12 protein-coding genes are annotated in these 16,149 nt (G+C 72.6%); 4 read left to right on the top strand and 8 right to left on the bottom strand.

Features of this window, described 5'->3' with window-relative positions; translation table 11 throughout:
* Window positions 1–128 precede the first annotated feature (128 nt).
* Entirely contained in the window at window positions 129–1,553 is a 1,425-nt protein-coding gene (locus tag ABZ930_RS00060) for a SpoIIE family protein phosphatase (RefSeq protein ID WP_361538825.1), read from the top strand.
* Window positions 1,554–1,603: 50 nt separating this feature from the next.
* Here ABZ930_RS00060 and ABZ930_RS00055 read toward each other — a convergent pair whose 3' ends face one another.
* Entirely contained in the window at window positions 1,604–3,106 is a 1,503-nt protein-coding gene (locus ABZ930_RS00055) for a hypothetical protein (protein WP_361538822.1), read from the bottom strand.
* Window positions 3,107–3,342: 236 nt separating this feature from the next.
* On the opposite strand from ABZ930_RS00055, the gene ABZ930_RS00050 reads away from it, so the two are divergent.
* Both ABZ930_RS00050 and ABZ930_RS00045 read left to right on the top strand, forming a co-directional pair.
* Window positions 3,343–4,500, top strand: a complete 1,158-nt coding sequence (locus tag ABZ930_RS00050; protein WP_361538819.1) for an aminoglycoside phosphotransferase family protein — start codon at window positions 3,343–3,345, stop codon at window positions 4,498–4,500.
* A 382-nt stretch (window positions 4,501–4,882) separates the two neighbouring features.
* Window positions 4,883–6,811 carry an N-acetylmuramoyl-L-alanine amidase gene (locus ABZ930_RS00045; RefSeq protein WP_361538816.1) on the top strand — a complete coding sequence of 643 codons (1,929 nt, stop codon included), beginning with the start codon at window positions 4,883–4,885 and terminating at the stop codon, window positions 6,809–6,811.
* Window positions 6,812–6,890: 79 nt separating this feature from the next.
* Here ABZ930_RS00045 and ABZ930_RS00040 read toward each other — a convergent pair whose 3' ends face one another.
* Window positions 6,891–7,388 (bottom strand): hypothetical protein, encoded by a 498-nt coding sequence (locus ABZ930_RS00040; protein ID WP_353940497.1) that lies wholly within the window; start codon window positions 7,386–7,388, stop codon window positions 6,891–6,893.
* A gap of 71 nt (window positions 7,389–7,459) precedes the next feature.
* A complete protein-coding gene (locus ABZ930_RS00035; protein ID WP_361538813.1) occupies window positions 7,460–10,360 on the bottom strand; it encodes an AAA family ATPase in 2,901 nt (966 codons plus the stop codon).
* A gap of 190 nt (window positions 10,361–10,550) precedes the next feature.
* On the opposite strand from ABZ930_RS00035, the gene ABZ930_RS00030 reads away from it, so the two are divergent.
* A complete protein-coding gene (locus tag ABZ930_RS00030) occupies window positions 10,551–11,273 on the top strand; it encodes a leucine-rich repeat domain-containing protein (protein WP_361538810.1) in 723 nt (240 codons plus the stop codon).
* Between the two features lie 4 nt (window positions 11,274–11,277).
* Here the strand turns inward: ABZ930_RS00030 and ABZ930_RS00025 are convergent, their stop codons facing one another.
* The 5 genes from ABZ930_RS00025 to ABZ930_RS00005 all read right to left on the bottom strand — a co-directional run bounded on the left by ABZ930_RS00025 (window position 11,278) and on the right by ABZ930_RS00005 (window position 15,857).
* On the bottom strand, window positions 11,278–12,165 hold the full coding sequence (locus tag ABZ930_RS00025; RefSeq protein ID WP_361538807.1) for a universal stress protein: 888 nt from the start codon (window positions 12,163–12,165) through the stop codon (window positions 11,278–11,280).
* Between the two features lie 138 nt (window positions 12,166–12,303).
* Window positions 12,304–12,546 (bottom strand): DUF397 domain-containing protein, encoded by a 243-nt coding sequence (locus ABZ930_RS00020; RefSeq protein WP_361538805.1) that lies wholly within the window; start codon window positions 12,544–12,546, stop codon window positions 12,304–12,306.
* Between the two features lie 84 nt (window positions 12,547–12,630).
* The gene (locus ABZ930_RS00015) at window positions 12,631–13,800 is read right to left on the bottom strand and encodes a thiolase domain-containing protein (protein ID WP_361538802.1); all 1,170 of its coding nucleotides are present in this window, start codon (window positions 13,798–13,800) and stop codon (window positions 12,631–12,633) included.
* Window positions 13,797–14,891, bottom strand: coding sequence for a thiolase domain-containing protein (locus ABZ930_RS00010; protein ID WP_361538799.1), 1,095 nt, complete (start codon window positions 14,889–14,891; stop codon window positions 13,797–13,799). Before ABZ930_RS00010 ends, ABZ930_RS00015 begins: the two co-directional genes overlap by 4 nt.
* On the bottom strand, window positions 14,892–15,857 hold the full coding sequence (locus ABZ930_RS00005; protein ID WP_361538796.1) for an OB-fold domain-containing protein: 966 nt from the start codon (window positions 15,855–15,857) through the stop codon (window positions 14,892–14,894).
* Window positions 15,858–16,149: the final 292 nt, after the last annotated feature.

Genomic DNA, 16,149 nt, shown 5'->3' with positions numbered 1-16,149 from the left:
GCATATGCCAGAAGCACCACCGCATCGTGTATGGCCAAATCCCTTACGGGGCCTCGCGGGCTGTGCCAGAGTCTCTAGCGGTCCTTCCGTCCGCCTCGGCCGTTCCCGCGCCTGCATCGGAGTTCGTCATGCCGTCCCATGTCTTCGCGGACCGCCCCGCCGGCCAGCCGCCGGAGCGTGGCACCGTCGACGCGCTGATCGACCAGACACGCCGACTGCTGGGCGACGTGGACGCGGTGCGCCGCGACTCCGTCGACGCGGTACCCGACGAGACCGCCCCCGAGGCCCGCTGGCAGCGCGCCCTGTACGAGCTGGCGGTCCATCAACTCAGCGACCTGGACCGGCACTTGGCCCAACTGCGCGACGGCCCGGCGCTGCGCAACGGTGTACCGCCCCAGCGTCCGGCCGCCGGCCCGCACCCCGGCTCGCTGGTCACCCGCGTCGGCAGCGCGGACTGGAACCTACTGACCGACGAGGCCACCTGGTCCGAGGAGCTGTACGAGATCCTGGGCCGCGACCCCGGCTCCCCCGCCCTGACCCTCGACGAGCTGTCCACCGTGGTGCACGCCGACGACCAGCCCAAGCTGACCGCGATGGTCACGGACTGTCTGATCGACGGCAAACCCATCGACGGCGAGTTCCGCATCGTGCGCCCGGACGACGCCGTGCGCGCGGTGCACATGATGGGCGAGCCCGTGCTCGACGCGGACGGCTCGACCGCCTCCATGTGGGCGGTCGTGCGCGACGTCAGCGACCTGCGCCGCAGCCAGCGAGCGGTGAGTGAGACCCGTGACTCGCTCCAGCGCCAGCGGCACATCGCGCAGACCGAGCACCGGCTCGCGGTCGAGCTGCAGGAAGCCGTGCTGCCGCCGTGGCGCGGCTCCCTGCGGCTCCCGCACGGCGGCCCCGGCGGTCTCCATGTCGCGGCCCGCTACCTCCCCTCCTCCTCCGGCACCCCGACCGGCGGCAATTGGTACGACGCACTCGAACTGCCCGACGGAAAGACCCTGCTGACCGTCGGCGACCTCACCGGACAGGGCGTGGCCGTCACCTCCGGCATGGCGATGCTGCTCGGCGCCGTCCGCGGCATGGCCGTGTGCGACACCCCGCCGGCCGAGCTCCTCGGCCGCCTCGGCCACCTCCTCGACAACGCCGTACGGCCCGCCCTCGGCAGTGCCCTGTGCTGCCGGTACGACCCGGTGGACCGCACACTGGCGTGGGCGCAGGCGGGACACCCCGCCCCGCTGCTCTTCCGCGACGGGACGGGGCGTGCGCTCACGCCGCCCCAGGGCGTGCTGCTCGGCGCCACCTCCGGTGCCCGGTACGAGCAGGCCGACGTGCAACTGCGCAGCGGTGACGTGCTGCTGCTGCACACCGACGCACTGGTGCCACGACGCGGCGAGAAGGCGGCGGCCGGCCGACTGCTCGCCCTGGCACCACGCCTGGCCCGGGCAAGCGACGCACAGGAATGCGTACGCGTGGTGGCCGACGCGGTCGGTTCGGGTGAGCGCGAGGACGACGCCTGTGTGCTCATCGCCAGGATCGACTCCTGACGTCCTCATCCATCGACGTCCTCTGTCGATGACGCCCCGCCGGATTCGGCTCAGGCCTGCATCCTCTTCCCCGTGCTCCTCGGCAGCGCCAGTTTGATCTCCTGTCGCAGGTCCTCGATCTTCGGATAGCCGGCGTACTGGCCGGTGAGCCGGTACATCTCGCGCAGCCGGTCCCAGGTGCGGTGCGAGGAGTTCGCCCCCATCGAGGAGAGGGCGAGGCGCGCGTACCGGTCCGCCTGCTCGGGGTCGTCGGCGATGAAGCAGGCCGACGCCAGCGACAGGTGGTCGAAGATCTTCGACCGGTCCCGGCCGCCGGCCCTCAGCGCAAGGGCTTCCCTGGCGTGCTGCTGGGCGATGACGGCGGCGCCCGGCTCGTGCTCGGCGAGGGTGCGATAGGCGAGGGCCTGCATCCCGTGCAGGTCCGCCTCGTCGAACATCTGCATCCAGGTCGGCGGCTCCACGTCACCCTTGTCGGAGACGAAGAGGTCCTCCGCCTGGCCGAGGGTGCGCCGCATCGCCTGCCCCTTGCCCATCGAGGCCTGGGCCCAGGCCTCGATGGTGTAGAGCATCGCCTTGGTGCGGGGCAGCACCTGGTCGCCCGAACCGGACTTGGCGAGCTTCATCAGGTCGAGCGCCTCGTCGGGGGCGCCGAGATGGATCTTCTGGCGGGCGGCCCGTGACAGGGCCTCGCCGGCCCGTGGCCGGTCCCCGCCCTCGCGCGCGGCGTGCGCGGCGATGACGAAGTACTTCTGGGCCGTGGGCTCCAGGCCGACGTCGTGCGACATCCAGCCCGCGAGGACGGCGAGATTGGCGGCGACGCCCCACAGGCGCCGCTGGAGATGGTCGGGATGGCGGTACGAGAGCATTCCGCCGACTTCGTTGAGCTGGCCCACGACTGCCTTGCGCTGCAACCCGCCGCCGCGGGAGGCGTCCCAGGCCCGGAACACCTCGACCGAGCGCTCCAGTTCCTCGATCTCCTGAGACCCGATGGGGGCGGCCTCGTAGCGGTCGAACCCCGCGGAGTCGGCCGTGCCGGCCCCGGAGAGGGGATCGGAGGTCCGGGGAGCGTCGGCCGCGAGGGCCGGGTCGGTGTGCAGCCAGTCGTGCATGGCGCTGCTGAGTGCGGATCCTGCGGCGAGCGCGGCACCCGCGCCCACCAAGCCGCGTCGGTTGAGCATGAGGTCCATTCCCGTGAATTCGGTGAGGACCGCAGCTGTCCGCTCGGGCGCCCACGGCACTCCGTCGGGTCCCTGTTGTTCCAGGTCTCCGCCGCCCTGCCGTTTCCCCGCGCGCCCGTGTCGGACAAGACCGAGATCCTCGATGGTCACGACACGGCCGAGTCGCTCGGTGAACAGCGCCGCCAGCACCCTCGGCACCGGATCGCGCGGGATCTCTCCCATGTCGATCCAACGCCGCACCCGCGAGGTGTCCGTCGCCAGCTGGGGGTGGCCCATGGCCGCCGCCTGCCGGTTGACGAGTCGCGCGAGCTCGCCCTTGGACCAGCCGGCCAGGCCGAACAGGTCGTTCAGACGGGTGTTGGGTTGTCCGCTCACTTCAAGCCCCCAGGTTCTCGGCTGAAGTTGACAGTAGCCCTCTGTCAGTTGCTGAGCGACTATTCGCCACGGTTCGCCAGGGTGCGCCAGCTGTTGTGCTCCTGTCCCCCGGGTGTCAGGTAGGAATGCGCCACCCCGACCCGGTCGTCGCAGGGCATTCCCCAGGGTGTTACCGAACTCGACCGGGCCGGGAGGCGCACGCAACTGATCGGCACACGAAGGGATCTGTATCTCCCATGTACGCAGCATCGTCCTCCGTGTCCGCCCCGCCCCGGCCGCTGCGCTCCGCCCGCCCGGTGGCCGGCGGCGGCCCGTACCTCGACCCCGCGCGACCGGGGTCCACGGCGCTCGGTGGCGTCGGCAGGACCCGGCGTGTCCCGGGGCTCGGCACGCAACCGCTCAGCGGGAGACTCGACTTGTCCGGCCCTCAGGGCGCCCAGCTGCGCACGGCCATCGCCTCGGTGCACCGGATCTGCCCGGAGTTCCATCCGGTGCAGGTACTGCGCCGCAGCCCGCGGTCCGTGCTCCTCGTCGGTACGACAGGGCGCAGCACCGCCGTCGCGAAGTGTTTACTGGACCACTCCCCCGTGTGGGCGGAGCGGGTCCGGCACGAGATAGCCGCCTACCGCTCGTTCGTCCGGCACCGGCCCCCCGTGCGGGTGCCGCGCCTGATCGCGGCGGACCCGGACAACGGGACGCTGGTGATCGAACGGATGCCCGGCCGGGTCGCCGCCCTGCAGAGGCACCCGGCCGAGGCACCGCCCCGGGCGGACATCAGGGCGGCGCTCGGCGCCGTCTGCCGGCTCAACCAGTGGCGGCCTCCGGCGGGCACCTTCGCCGCGCCGCTGGACTACGCGGAGCGGATCAACCGGTTCCACGATCTGGGTCTGCTGACCGACCGTGACATGGGTGATCTGCAGAAGCTGCTGCACGGCATCGCGCACACCTCGGGCCGCGGCACGATGGGCCAGTTCTGTCACGGCGACGCCCTGCTGTCGAACGTCCTGCTCTCCCCCGCGGGCCCCGTGCTCGTGGACTGGGAACACGCGGGGTGGTACCTGCCGGGGTACGACCTGGCGACGCTGTGGGCGGTGCTCGGCGACGCGCCGGTGGCCCGCCGTCAGATCAGTCAGCTCGCGCAGTCCGGCGGCCCGGCCTCCCGCGACGCGTTCCTGGTCAATCTGATGCTCGTCCTGACCCGCGAGATCCGTACCTACGAGACAGTCGTGCAGCGTTCGATGCACGACCAGGCCCCGGCGGCACCGGCCCAGTCCGGTCACCCCCAGCCCGGTGCCGTACCGACCGGCGAGGAGCAGCGGCTGTTGCTGCGCCGCCTGCACGACGACTGCAACATGGCCCGCAAGGCGGTGCGTGCGGCCGTCGGCACTCGCTGACCAAGACGAAGATCCGCGGTATGCCGGGGTGGAGGATGGCGTACCGCGGATCTTCCCTGTGTCCAGGGACCGGGACCTCACCCAACTCCCGCATGACCGCTCTCCGTTGCCGCACATTGGTCCACACCACTGACGCGCCGCAGGCGGCCGCACCACCGCGCCGGAAACCCCCGCACACGCGTGTTGACATGGGAAATCCCGCGAATCTCCGTTGCCCGTCCGATCATTGACGGATCGTCGGTGAGCCGATACCACTGACGACGATCGGCCCGCACGCACCGCGCATCAACCCGAGATTCGCCGGCCCCTGGAGGCACCGTTGCAACGAACCCCGCGTTCCCTCACTGGCAGAGGTCCCGGCGGCAGCACGCGCGCTCGGGCCGTGGGCACCCTCGCGACCGGCGCCCTGCTCCTTCCCCTCCTCGGCGCGGCCCCGCCCCAGGAGACGGTGGCGCCGTCGGCCGCGCTGCAGAGCGCGTTCGCGTCCGCGGCGGCCGAGTACCAGGTGCCGCAGAGCGTGCTGCTCGGTGTGTCGTACCTGCAGTCGCGGTGGGACGCACACGCGGGCGCGCCCAGCGTCAGCGGCGGTTACGGCCCGATGCACCTGACGGACGCGCGCACCGCGATCGCGAACACGGTGGCGCACGACCACGCGGAGGGCGACGCGCGCGGCGACGACTCGCGGGCCGCGCTCCGGGCCACCCCGGCGTCGCAGACGGTCCCCACGCAGTCGCAGCTCCCGGCCCGGCTCAAGACGCTGTCGCGCGCCGCCGGCCTGACCGGCATCCCGGCCGGCGACCTGCGCACCGACCCGGCGGCGAACGTACGCGGTGGCGCGGCCCTGCTCGCCGCCGCCCAGAAGCAGCTCGGCAAGCCGCTCAGCTCCGACCCCGCGGACTGGTACGGCGCCATCGCGAAGTTCTCCGGCGCGGACGACACGTCGACGGCGGCGACGTACGCCAACGATGTCCTCGCGGTGATCCGCGACGGCGAGCAGCGCACCACCGACTCCGGGCAGCAGGTGACGCTGGCCGCGGACCGGGCCGCGCGGCCGCAGGCGGCGCAGCTCAGGTCGATGGGCCTGAAGAAGACGGACGCGTCCGACACCGAGTGCCCGAGGACGGTGTCGTGCGAGTGGATCCCGGCGCCGTACGAGGAGTTCGGCGACGGCGACTACGGCAACCACGACCTGGCGGACCGGCCGAACGACCAGAGCATCGACTACATCGTCGTCCACGACACGGAGGCGACCTGGGAGCAGACGCTCAAGCTGGTCCAGGACCCCACGTATCTGGCGTGGCACTACTCGCTGCGCTCGACGGACGGCCACATCGTCCAGTCGATCAAGGCGAAGGACGTCGGCTGGCACGCGGGCAACTGGTACGTGAACGCGAAGTCGATCGGTCTGGAGCACGAGGGTTTCCTCGCGCAGCCGGACTCCTGGTACACGGAGGAGATGTACCGCTCGTCGGCGCGGCTGGTGTCGTACCTGTCGAAGAAGTACGACATCCCGCTGGACCGGCAGCACATCCTCGGCCATGACACGGTGCCGGGGCCGACGACGTCCACCATCCCGTCGATGCACACCGACCCGGGTCCGTACTGGGACTGGGCGCACTACTTCCAGCTGATGGGGAAGCCGTTCCACCCGACGGCGGGTCCGGGCGGCGGTGTCGTCACGATCGACCCGCGGTTCGCGCGGAACCAGCCGGAGTTCACGGGCTGCGAGAAGGCCGGTGAGGCGTGCGCGCCGCACGGTTCGAGCGCGGTGCGGCTGTACACGGCGCCGAGTGAGGACGCCCCGCTGGTCAAGGACATCGGGCTGCGTCCGGGCGGCCAGGACTCCACGATCGACGTGAACGACATGGCGTCGCGGGCCTCGACGGGCCAGCAGTACGCGGTAGCGGGGCGCGAGGGCGACTGGACGGCGATCTGGTACCTGGGGCAGAAGGCCTGGTTCAAGAACCCGAAGAAGCAGCCGACGGCCTTGAACGCCAGGGGACTTGTGGTCGAGCCGAAGGACGGCGCGGAGTCGGTCCCGGTGTACGGGCGGGCCTACCCGGAGAAGGAGGCCTACCCGGCGGGGATGACGCCGCAGGCGGTCTCGCCGCTGTCGTACACGCTCCTCGCGGGCCAGCGCTATGTGGTCGGCGGGAAGACCACGGGCGAGTACTTCTACTCCCCCACCTTCGACACGTCGTCGCACCGCGTGGTCAAGGGCAAGGACGTGTACTACGAGATCCAGTTCGGGCACCGCGTCGCCTACGTGCGTGCGGCGGATGTGCGGGTGGTGCCGTCCACGGTGAAGTGACGGCCGTGTGCGGGTGACAAGTGGGGCCCGGGTCCGCGTGTGCGGTCCCGGGCCTTCGTCGTGCGCCGGTCGGTGAGGCTCAGCCCTGCTGGAACAGCTCGGCGGGCAGCGGCTTCAGCAGTGCGTACAGGTCGTCGGTGATGGGGCGGTCCCAGGAGGCGATGGTCACCAGGACACCGTCGCTGCGGTCGAACTGGACGCAGGAGATCCGCGTCTCGGAGAGCTTGAGGCGACGCACGATGAGGAGGTTGTCGCCCTGCATCACCGGGACGTCCTCGACGTCCGTGACCGTGACCTCCTCGTCGTTCTCCAGCGCGATGAGCAGCTGCGCGACCTCGAAGGGGATCTCGCCCTCGGCGACCTCGCGGGCCGGGGAGCCCTCGGGCAGGTTGCCGATCACCATCGCGGGGCCGCGGCCGCCGAACAGGTCGTAGCGCAGGAACACGCCCTGGCAGGTGCCGTCGGGGGCGGGCAGCAGGCCCGCGCCGAGGTTGCCCGGCCAGTCGCCCGGGTCCATGGCCAGGACGTCGAAGTCGGGGCCCGCGGGGGTCGCTGCTCGGCGGCGGAGGAAGGACATGCCGCCATGGTACGTCGCCCGGACGCCTTCTCCCGCTTCGGGGCTCCCCGGCCGAGGAGCCCCGCGCGGAGCTAGGTGTGCAGAGCCGCGGCCAGTCCCGCCTGGTCCGTGCCGACCTTGCGGTACACCGCGGACAGCAGCCGCACCACGTCCGTCTCCGCCAGGTGCAGCTCGGCCGCCGTTTCCGCCGGGTACAGGCCGCGTACGGCACAGGCCGCGGCGGCCCGCTCGCGTGCGGTGAGGGCGTCGGTGGTCGCTCCGCGCAGCGGGCGGGGCCGCAGGCCGGCGGCGGCGAGCTCGTCCCTGGCGCACTCCACCACGCCGTCGGCGCCGCAGCCGGCGGCGGTCTCCAGGCCGCGGTACAGATGGTCCGCGGCGTCCTTGGCATGTCCGCTGCGGCGGGCCTCCGCGCCGAGGGCGACCAGCGAGCAGGCCAGTTCGTAGCCGGCCGGTGAGCGCTCCAGATGGGCGACGGACTCCTCCAGGAGTTTGCCGCGCGCGGAGCGCGGCGAGACGTCGGCGGCGGCCCGCAGCGCCATGCCGATCGCGGACGGTGCGCCGAAGTGGCGGGCCCGGTCGACGGCGTCGTGGGCGAGGGCGAGCGCCCGCTCGGGGGCGTCGTGCGCCTCGGCGCGGGCGAGGTGCAGCTGCCAGGGGCACCAGCCGGGGTTGCGCATGCCGCGCGGGTCGAGGCGGCGCCCTGCCGCGCCCAGCTCCGCCGCCGCCTCCTTGGTGCGGCCGAGCGCGAGAAGCAGTTCGCCGTACACGGTCTGCGCGTCGGGGAAGACGACGGCGGCGGGGAACGGCGGCCCGAAGCCGTGGGTGTGCGCGATCTTCTCGGCCTCCGCGACGCGGCCGCGGGCGAGCAGGACCTCGATGAGGGTGCCGCTGGCGTACCAGTGGGCGGGGGTGCCGGGCCCGACCCGCCGGGCGAGGCGCAGCCCGGCGCGGACGAAGTCCTCGGCCTCGGCGAGCCGGCCGCGCCGGTGGCGGACGTAGGCGAGCAGGGTGTAGGCGAACGAGAGGTGGGCGCCGTGCCAGCCCGCGCGCTCGAAGTCGGCGATGCCGTCGATGAACAGTTCCTCGGTGCGGCCGGGCCGGTCGGCGTACGTGAACGCCATGGCGACCAGGACGGGCACCTCGAAGCCGCGGTCCTCGTCGGCGGCCCAGCGCAGGCCGCCTTCGAGGGCGCGCTCGGCGTGGTGCAGGACGACGTCCGTGGGTTCGCCGCGCAGGGTGGCGTCCCAGGTGCGCAGGCCGATGATGTACCGCTCGGTGAGGTCGCGTCCGGTGAGCCGGTCGGCGAGCCTGGCCAGGCGCCGGGAGCGGGCCGGTGAGTCGGGTTCGTCGGCGCGGAAGGCGTCCCACATGAACTGTTCGGCCTGCATGCGCAGGCGGACGCGGGCGTCGTCGGTGGTGCGGATCTCGCGGGCCAGGATCTCCGACGCCTCGGCGAGCCGGTCGCTGTGGGCGAGGACCTGGGAGAGGCGGTAGACGATGCCGTGGCGCAGCGCCGGGTCGGTGACCGTCTCCTCCAGGGCGGCGCGCAGGTGGTTGACGGTGGTGGCGGGTTCGGTGAGCAGGGAGGCGCTGCCGAGTTCGTAGAGGACGGCGGCGCGGTCCTCGAGGGGCGGGGGTTCGCGCAGGGCGCGCGCGAGATAGCGGCGGGCGGCGTCGGGGGCTCCCGCGCGGACGGTCTCGCGGGCGGCGGCGCGCAGTTCCCTGACCACCCAGCCGTCGCCGTCGGGGTGGGTCTCCAGGAGGTGGCGGGCGGCGGCGGACGGGCCGAGTCCGGCGGTGATGACGGTCCAGGCGGCCTGCCCGTGCAGGGCGACGCGGACGCCGCCGGGGATGGCGCGGTAGACGGCGGTGGCGATGAGCGGGTGGACGAATTCGAGGGTGCCCTCGGCGGTCACCTCGCCGGTGAGGATGCGGGCGGTGCGCAGCCGGTCGGCGGCGTCGGCAGCCTCCTCGGCGCCGAGACCGGCGACGCTCGCGGCCAGCTCGGGGGAGGTCTCGGTGCCGAGGACCGCACAGGCCCAGGCGAAGCGGACGGTGGAGGTGCCGAGGCGTTCGAGGCGGGCGACGAGTCCGCTGCCCTTGACGGCGGCGGCGAGGTCGCGCAGCAGGTGGGCGCCGCTCTCGGTCGGGGCGAGGCCGCGGTCGTGGACCTTGGCGGTCAGCTCGACGGCCTCGAAGGGGTTGCCGGCGGTGACGGCCCAGCACTCCCGGCAGAACGCGTCGTCGGCGTGCGCGCCGAGGGACTCGCGCACCAGGCGGGCGACGGCGGGCGCGCTGAGCGGTTCGAGGCCGAGCGGTCGCTGCCCGCTGCGGCCCGGCAGGCCGCGCAGGGCCTCGCCGTGTTCGGGCAGTTCCTCGGGGCGGTAGGCGACGACCATCAGCAGGGGCAGTTCCTCCGCACGCGGCGCGAAGGCGGCCAGCCAGCCGAGGGATTCCGGGTCGGCCCAGTGGGCGTCGTCCAGGACGAGGACCATGGGTGAGCTCTGCACGGCGAGGTGGGTGAGGACCCAGTCGAGGCCGTCGCGCAGGCCCTGCGGGTCAGGCGGCGCGCCGTCGGAGTCCGCGCACAGGCCGAGCGCGGGGCCCACGATGGCGTACCAGCTGCCGAGCCTGGCGCGCAGTTCGGACTCGGGCAGCGCCGCGAGCCGGGGCTGGATCAGCTGGCGTGCGACGTGGAAGGCGACGCCCTGTTCCTGGTCGCCGCCGCGGGCGTACAGGACGGTGCAGCCCTGGGCGGCGGCGCGCCTGCGCACCTCGACGAGGAGGGACGTCTTGCCGAGTCCCGCGGGCGCGGCGACGGCGAGCAGCGCGCCGTGCGGCCGCTCGGGCGGATCGCCGCCGTGCGGTATCCCGGTCAGCTCGCCGAGCGCCTCGTCGACCGCCGCGAGTTCGCTCTCGCGCTCGAACAAGGTCCCTCGTCCTGTACCGCCCCGGCCAGCACGCAGCGCCATGACGCACCCCCTCCCGCGGTGGCCGTCCGGCGCGGGGAGCCGGTGCGCGCCGCGGGTTCCAGGCACCTCAGCGTACGCCGACGCGGCCCGCCGGGGGCGGTTCTCGAGGGACCCGACGCGGGCATCCGGACGAGCCCTGTCGGGGCAGTTCCCTAGGATGCGCGATCATCGGCGCGGGAGGGGAGGGCCCATGGACAAGCTGCGGCTCGATTACTGGCGTGCGGGTCTGGACGACGTACCCGAAGAGGTGTGGACGCACCCCGGACCCGAGGTACTGCTGCTGTGCGACAACCGGCTCACGGCGGTCCCGGCCCGCATCGGCACGCTGACGGCGCTGCACACCCTCGACCTCGGCCACAACCGACTCGCCTCGGTTCCCCCGGAGATCGGCGCGCTCACGGGTCTGACCCGGTACCTGTATCTGCACGACAACCGGCTGACGGTCCTGCCCGACAGCCTCGGCGCGCTGACCGGGCTCGCGTACCTCAACGTCGGGGAGAACCGGCTGGCCGCGCTGCCGGAGACGCTCGGCGCGATGACCGGGCTCGTGGAACTGCGGGCGCAGGACAACCGGCTCACGCGGCTGCCCGCGGGACTGGGCCGGCTCACCGCGCTGCGGGAACTGTGGCTGCGCGGCAATCTCCTGACCGGTCTGCCCGACTCCGTACGGGATCTGCGCGAGCTGCGCGAACTGGAGCTGCGGGACAACGCGCTGGAGACGGTCCCGGAGTCGCTGCGCGGCCTGCCCCGGCTGCGCCGTCTCGATCTGCGCGGCAACCGTCTGTCGGAGCTGCCGCGCTGGGTGGCCGAGCTGCCGTCGCTGGAGAAACTGGATCTCCGCTGGAACGACGTACGCGTTCCGCCCGGCCTGCTCGACGAGCTGGCCGGGCGGGGCTGTGTGACCCTGCGGTAGAGCCTTACCGCTGGGGCGCGGGCGGGACCACGGCGACGGGGCTCTTCGCGTGCAGCAGCACGGCGTGGGTCACCGAGCCGAGCATGGGCGCGGGCCGGGTGAAGCGCCGGCGGTGGCGGCCGACGACCACGAGGGCGGCTTCCTCGGAGTTGTCGACGAGCTGCCCGGCGGCGTCGCCCGGAGCGACCAGAATCTCGACCTCTACTTCAGGGTGAGAGTCGAGCAGCGGTGCGAGGGCCTGCCGGGCCAGCGCGAGCGTCTCCTTCTCGACGGCCTCCTGCTCCTGACCGGTCAGGGCGAAGTCGCCGTACGCGGTCCAGGCGAGCACCGGCCAGGCGTACGCGGCGACGACGCGCACCGGCGCACCGGTGCGCGCGGCGTGGTCGAGCGCGAAGGCGAGCGTCGTCTCGTCGGGGTCGTCCGGCTGCAGGCCGACCACCACCCGCCGCGGCGTCGCCTCCTGGGCGCGCACCACCACGACGGGGCAGGCGGCGTCGCGGGCGACGGCCACCCCGTTCGAACCGAGCAGCAGGCTGGCGAAGCCGCCCCGGCCGCGCGAGCCGAGCACGATGAGCCGGGCCTCCCCGCCCAACTCGGGCAGCACCGCGGCGGGTACGCCCTCCAGGCAGACGAACTCCACCGGCGGCAGGTCTGAACGCCCTTCGAGTTCCTTGCGTACCTCTGCGATGACGGGGTCGTCGGCCGGTTCCTCCGGCCCGGCCGTCAGGACGGCGGGCTGGAGGGAGGGCGCGTACTGACGGACGTGCACGACGCGCAGAGCGGCGCCGCGCCGGGTCGTCTCGGCGAGCGCCCACTCCAGGGCCGCGCGGCTGTCATCGGACCCGTCGACCGCGACGAGGACGGGAAGGTTCTGCGACTCGGGCGTGCTCATGGATCATTGCCTCCGACACCGGGCACGCTGGCCGTGCCCTCATTGACCGGCTGTTCCTGTGTTCTCGTGGCCAGGGTCGCGCACACAAGAGCCACAGGACAGGGCCGAAAGTCACGTGTCGGAGGCGCTCCGGGGTCTCTACGTCAGATCGAACTCGCCCTCGCGGGCCCCGAGGACGAACGCGCCCCACTCGGCGGGAGTGAAGATCAGCGACGGGCTCTGCGGGCTGCCGCTGTTGCGCATCGCGATGAAGCCCTCGATGAAGGCGATCTGGACATCGCCCAGTCCCCTGCTGCTGGAGCGCCAGTCCGCTTTGCTCAGATCCAGGTCCGGCTTCTCCCATCCCGCGAGCGGGTGCTGGTCGATGGTGCTCTCGGCCACGTCCGTGCTCCTCCCGGTTCGTCGTCCGTGCGTCAGCCTAGCGATCGGCCGGTGCCGCGCACAGGCCACGAAAGGGGCCGAAGGTCAGTGGGTGGGCGGCTCGGCGCCGACCAGCCACATGGAGAAGAACTGCGAGCCGCCGCCGTAGGCGTGGCCGAGCACCTTCCGCGCCCCTTCCACCTGGTGTTCTCCCGCCTCGCCGCGGACCTGGAGGGCGGCCTCGGCGAACCGGATCATCCCGGAGGCGCCGATGGGATTCGTGGACAGGACTCCGCCCGACATGTTGACGGGGAGGTCTCCGTCGAGTTCCGTGACGCCTGATTCGGTGAGCTTCCACCCCTCGCCCTCGGCGGCGAACCCCAGGTTCTCCAGCCACATCGGCTCGTACCAGGAGAACGGCACGTACATCTCGACGGCGTCGATCTCCCGGCGCGGGTCGACGATCCCGGCCTGCCGGTACACGTCGGCGGCGCAGTCCTTTCCGGCCTGCGGCGACACGAAGTCCTTGCCCGCGAAGAGCGTCGGCTCGCTGCGCATGGCGCCGCCGAGCATCCACGCGGGGGGCTTCGGCGAGCGGGCCGCGCCCGCCCGGTCGGTGAGGATCATGGCGCAGGCGCCGTCGGACGACGGGCAGGTCTCGGAGTAGCGGACGGGGTCCCACAGCATGGGCGAGGCCTGGACCTTCTCCAGGGTGATGTCGTGCTCGTGGAGGTGGGCGTACGGGTTCTTCAGGGCGTTGCGGCGGTCCTTGTACGCGACGAGCGAGCCGACGTGGTCGGGTGCGCCGGTACGCCGCATGTAGGCGCGTACGTGAGGCGCGAAGAAGCCGCCGGCTCCGGCGAGCAGCGGCTGCTGGAACGGGACGGGGAGCGACAGCCCCCACATCGCGTTGGATTCCGACTGCTTTTCGAAGGCGAGGGTGAGGACGGTGCCGTGGACGCGGCCCGCGACGAGGTTGGAGGCGACGAGGGCCGTGGAGCCGCCGACCGAGCCGGCGGTGTGCACGCGCAGTATGGGCTTGCCGACGGCGCCGAGCGCGTCGGCGAGGTACAGCTCCGGCATCATGACGCCCTCGAAGAAGTCGGGCGCCTTGCCGATGACGACGGCGTCGGTGTCGGCCCAGGTCAACTCGGCGTCGGCAAGGGCTCGTTGGGCGGCCTCGCGGACGAGTCCGGCGATGGAGACGTCGCGCCGGGCGGCGACGTGCTTGGTCTGGCCGATGCCGACGACCGCCACCGGTTCCTTGTTGGTCATCGGTTCTCCCCTTCTGACGCTTCTGCGGACGCTTCTTCGGAGGCTTCGAGTACGGCGACCAGGTTCTGCTGGAGGCAGGGCCCGGAGGTGGCGTGGCCGAGCGCGCGGCGGGACTCGCCGCGGTGGATGCGGGCGGCGGCCTCGCCGATGCGGATGAGTCCGGCGGCCATCATCGGGTTGGCGGCGAGCGCGCCGCCGGAGGGGTTGACGGTGACGTCCTCGCCGAGCCGCAGGGCCTTCCTGAGGACGACCTCCTGAGAGGTGAAGGGTGCGTGCAGTTCGGCGGTGTCGACGGGGCGTTCGAAGGCGCCGGCGCGCTCGGCGGCGAGCCGGGTGGACGGCGAGTCGGTGAGGTCGCGCACGCCGAGGCTGTGGGCCTCGATGCGGTGGTCGATGCCCCGGATCCAGGCGGGCCGCTCGCACAGCTCGCGGGCCCGGTCCCCGGCGGCGAGGATCACGGCGGCGGCTCCGTCGCCGATCGGCGGGCAGTCCCCGGTGCGCAGCGGATTTACGACGTAATCGCCGTGCGGCACGTCGGGGCCGCGCAGCTGGGCGTGCGGATTGTCGGCGGCGGCCGTGCGGCTGCGGGCGGCGACCGAGGCGAGGGCGCCCTCGTCGGTCTCCCCCGTGTCGATGAGGGACTGGGCCTGAAGTGCGGCCAGGGCGACGGCGTCGGGCCACAGCGGTGCGACGTAGTACGGGTCGAGCTGACGGGTGAGCACGTCGCGGACGCTGCCGGGGGACGACTTCCCGTAGGAGTAGACGAGCGCGGTGTCGGCCTCGCCGGTCAGCAGCTTCGTCCACGCCTCGTACAGCGCCCACGCGCCGTCCATCTCCACGTGCGACTCGGAGATCGGCGGCCAGGCGCCGACGCCGTCGAGCGCCATGGTGAAGGAGAAGGCGCGGCCCGCGAGGTAGTCGGAGGAGCCGGAGCAGGTGAAGCCGATGTCGGCGGTCTTCAGGCCGGTGGCGGCCAGTACCTGATGCAGGACGGGCATCAGCATCTCCACCTCCGACATCTCGTCGGTGGTGCGCAGATGGTCGCTCTGGGCGAAGGCGACGACGGCGATGTCCCGGATCGGCGGCCGCATCTAGATCAGCTCCTTGTACGTGTCGTAGTCGGCGTCGGGTTCGCCGGTCGGCCGGTAGTGGTCCGGGTAGCGGCCGCCCTCGCTCCAGACGGGTTCGACGCGCAGGCCCATGCGGACCTGGTCGTAGGGGATGCCACCGATGCGGCCGTGGAGCGCGAGGTCGGCGCCGTCGAGCGCGATGTGCGCGTAGACGTAGGGCAGTTCGATGTCGAGGTTCTTGGCCTTGACGTTGACGATGCAGTACGTGGTGACGGTGCCGGCCGGGCCGACCTCGACCTGGTCGGTGGTGGCGACGCCGCAGGTGGGGCAGGCGCCGCGGGGCGGGACGTACACCTTGCGGCAGGAGGGGCAGCGCTCGCCGACGGTGCGGTTGTCGGCGAGGGCGTTGATGTAGCGGCTCTGGGCGCCGCCCGGGCTGTAGGTGTAGTCGAGCCGCGCCTCGGCGACGATGCCGGTGACCGGGTCCTCGTCGAACGTGCCGGAGTGCGGTGCGGGCGGGGTCTGTTCCGGCTGTCCGTCGTACGGTTCGAAGCAGGCGATGTCGGTGATGGCGCCGGTGCGTTCGCCGGCCCAGCGGACGCGGACCCGCATGCCGGTGTGCACGGCGTCCGGGCCCGGGGCGGCGAGGGCGTGCAGCAGGGCGGTGTCGGCGCCGTCGAGCTTGACCAGGATCCAGGCGAACGGGGTGTCGAGGGGCTGGCCGCGGCGCGGTTCGGGGTTCCAGGCCCAGGTGGTGACGGTGCCGGTGTCTCCGACTTCCACCAGGTCGCGGAGTTCGTCGGCGGTGACGGGGTCGTACTCGACGGGTGGGACGAGGGTTTTGCCGTCGGTGGTGCGGACGCCGAGGACGGTGCGGTGGCGCAGGCCGGTGAGGAAGGCGCTCTGGACGGGGCCCAGGGAGCGGGTGAAGGGGAACTCCACGACCAAGGGTGCGCGGAGTACCTCCGGTTGGGGCGCGGTTGTCATCGGGGCTCCTCTTTGGTGCGGGGTGTTTTTTTGGGGGGGCTGATTCGTCGTCGGGTGCGGGCTTCGTCGTGGCTGGTCGCGCAGTTCCCCGCGCCCCTGAAGGCATGCGCTGCGCGCGCCTTCCCCTGTCCCTGGGCGAGCGGAGCTCGCTTCCAGGGGCGCGGGGAACACGAGAACGCCTCCCAACCCGTCACGGCGGACATCGCACTGACAGCACTCATCGGCCTCTATGCCACTGCCGGTGGGGTTCCGCTGACTCTGGAGCTGGCTACGGCCTATTGGGATGCGGATT

This window comes from Streptomyces sp. NPDC046716 (assembly GCF_040645755.1).
Taxonomy (GTDB): Bacteria; Actinomycetota; Actinomycetes; order Streptomycetales; family Streptomycetaceae; genus Streptomyces.
The sequence above is the reverse complement of the archived record's forward strand: the minus strand, read 5'-3'. Positions and strand labels throughout refer to the sequence as shown.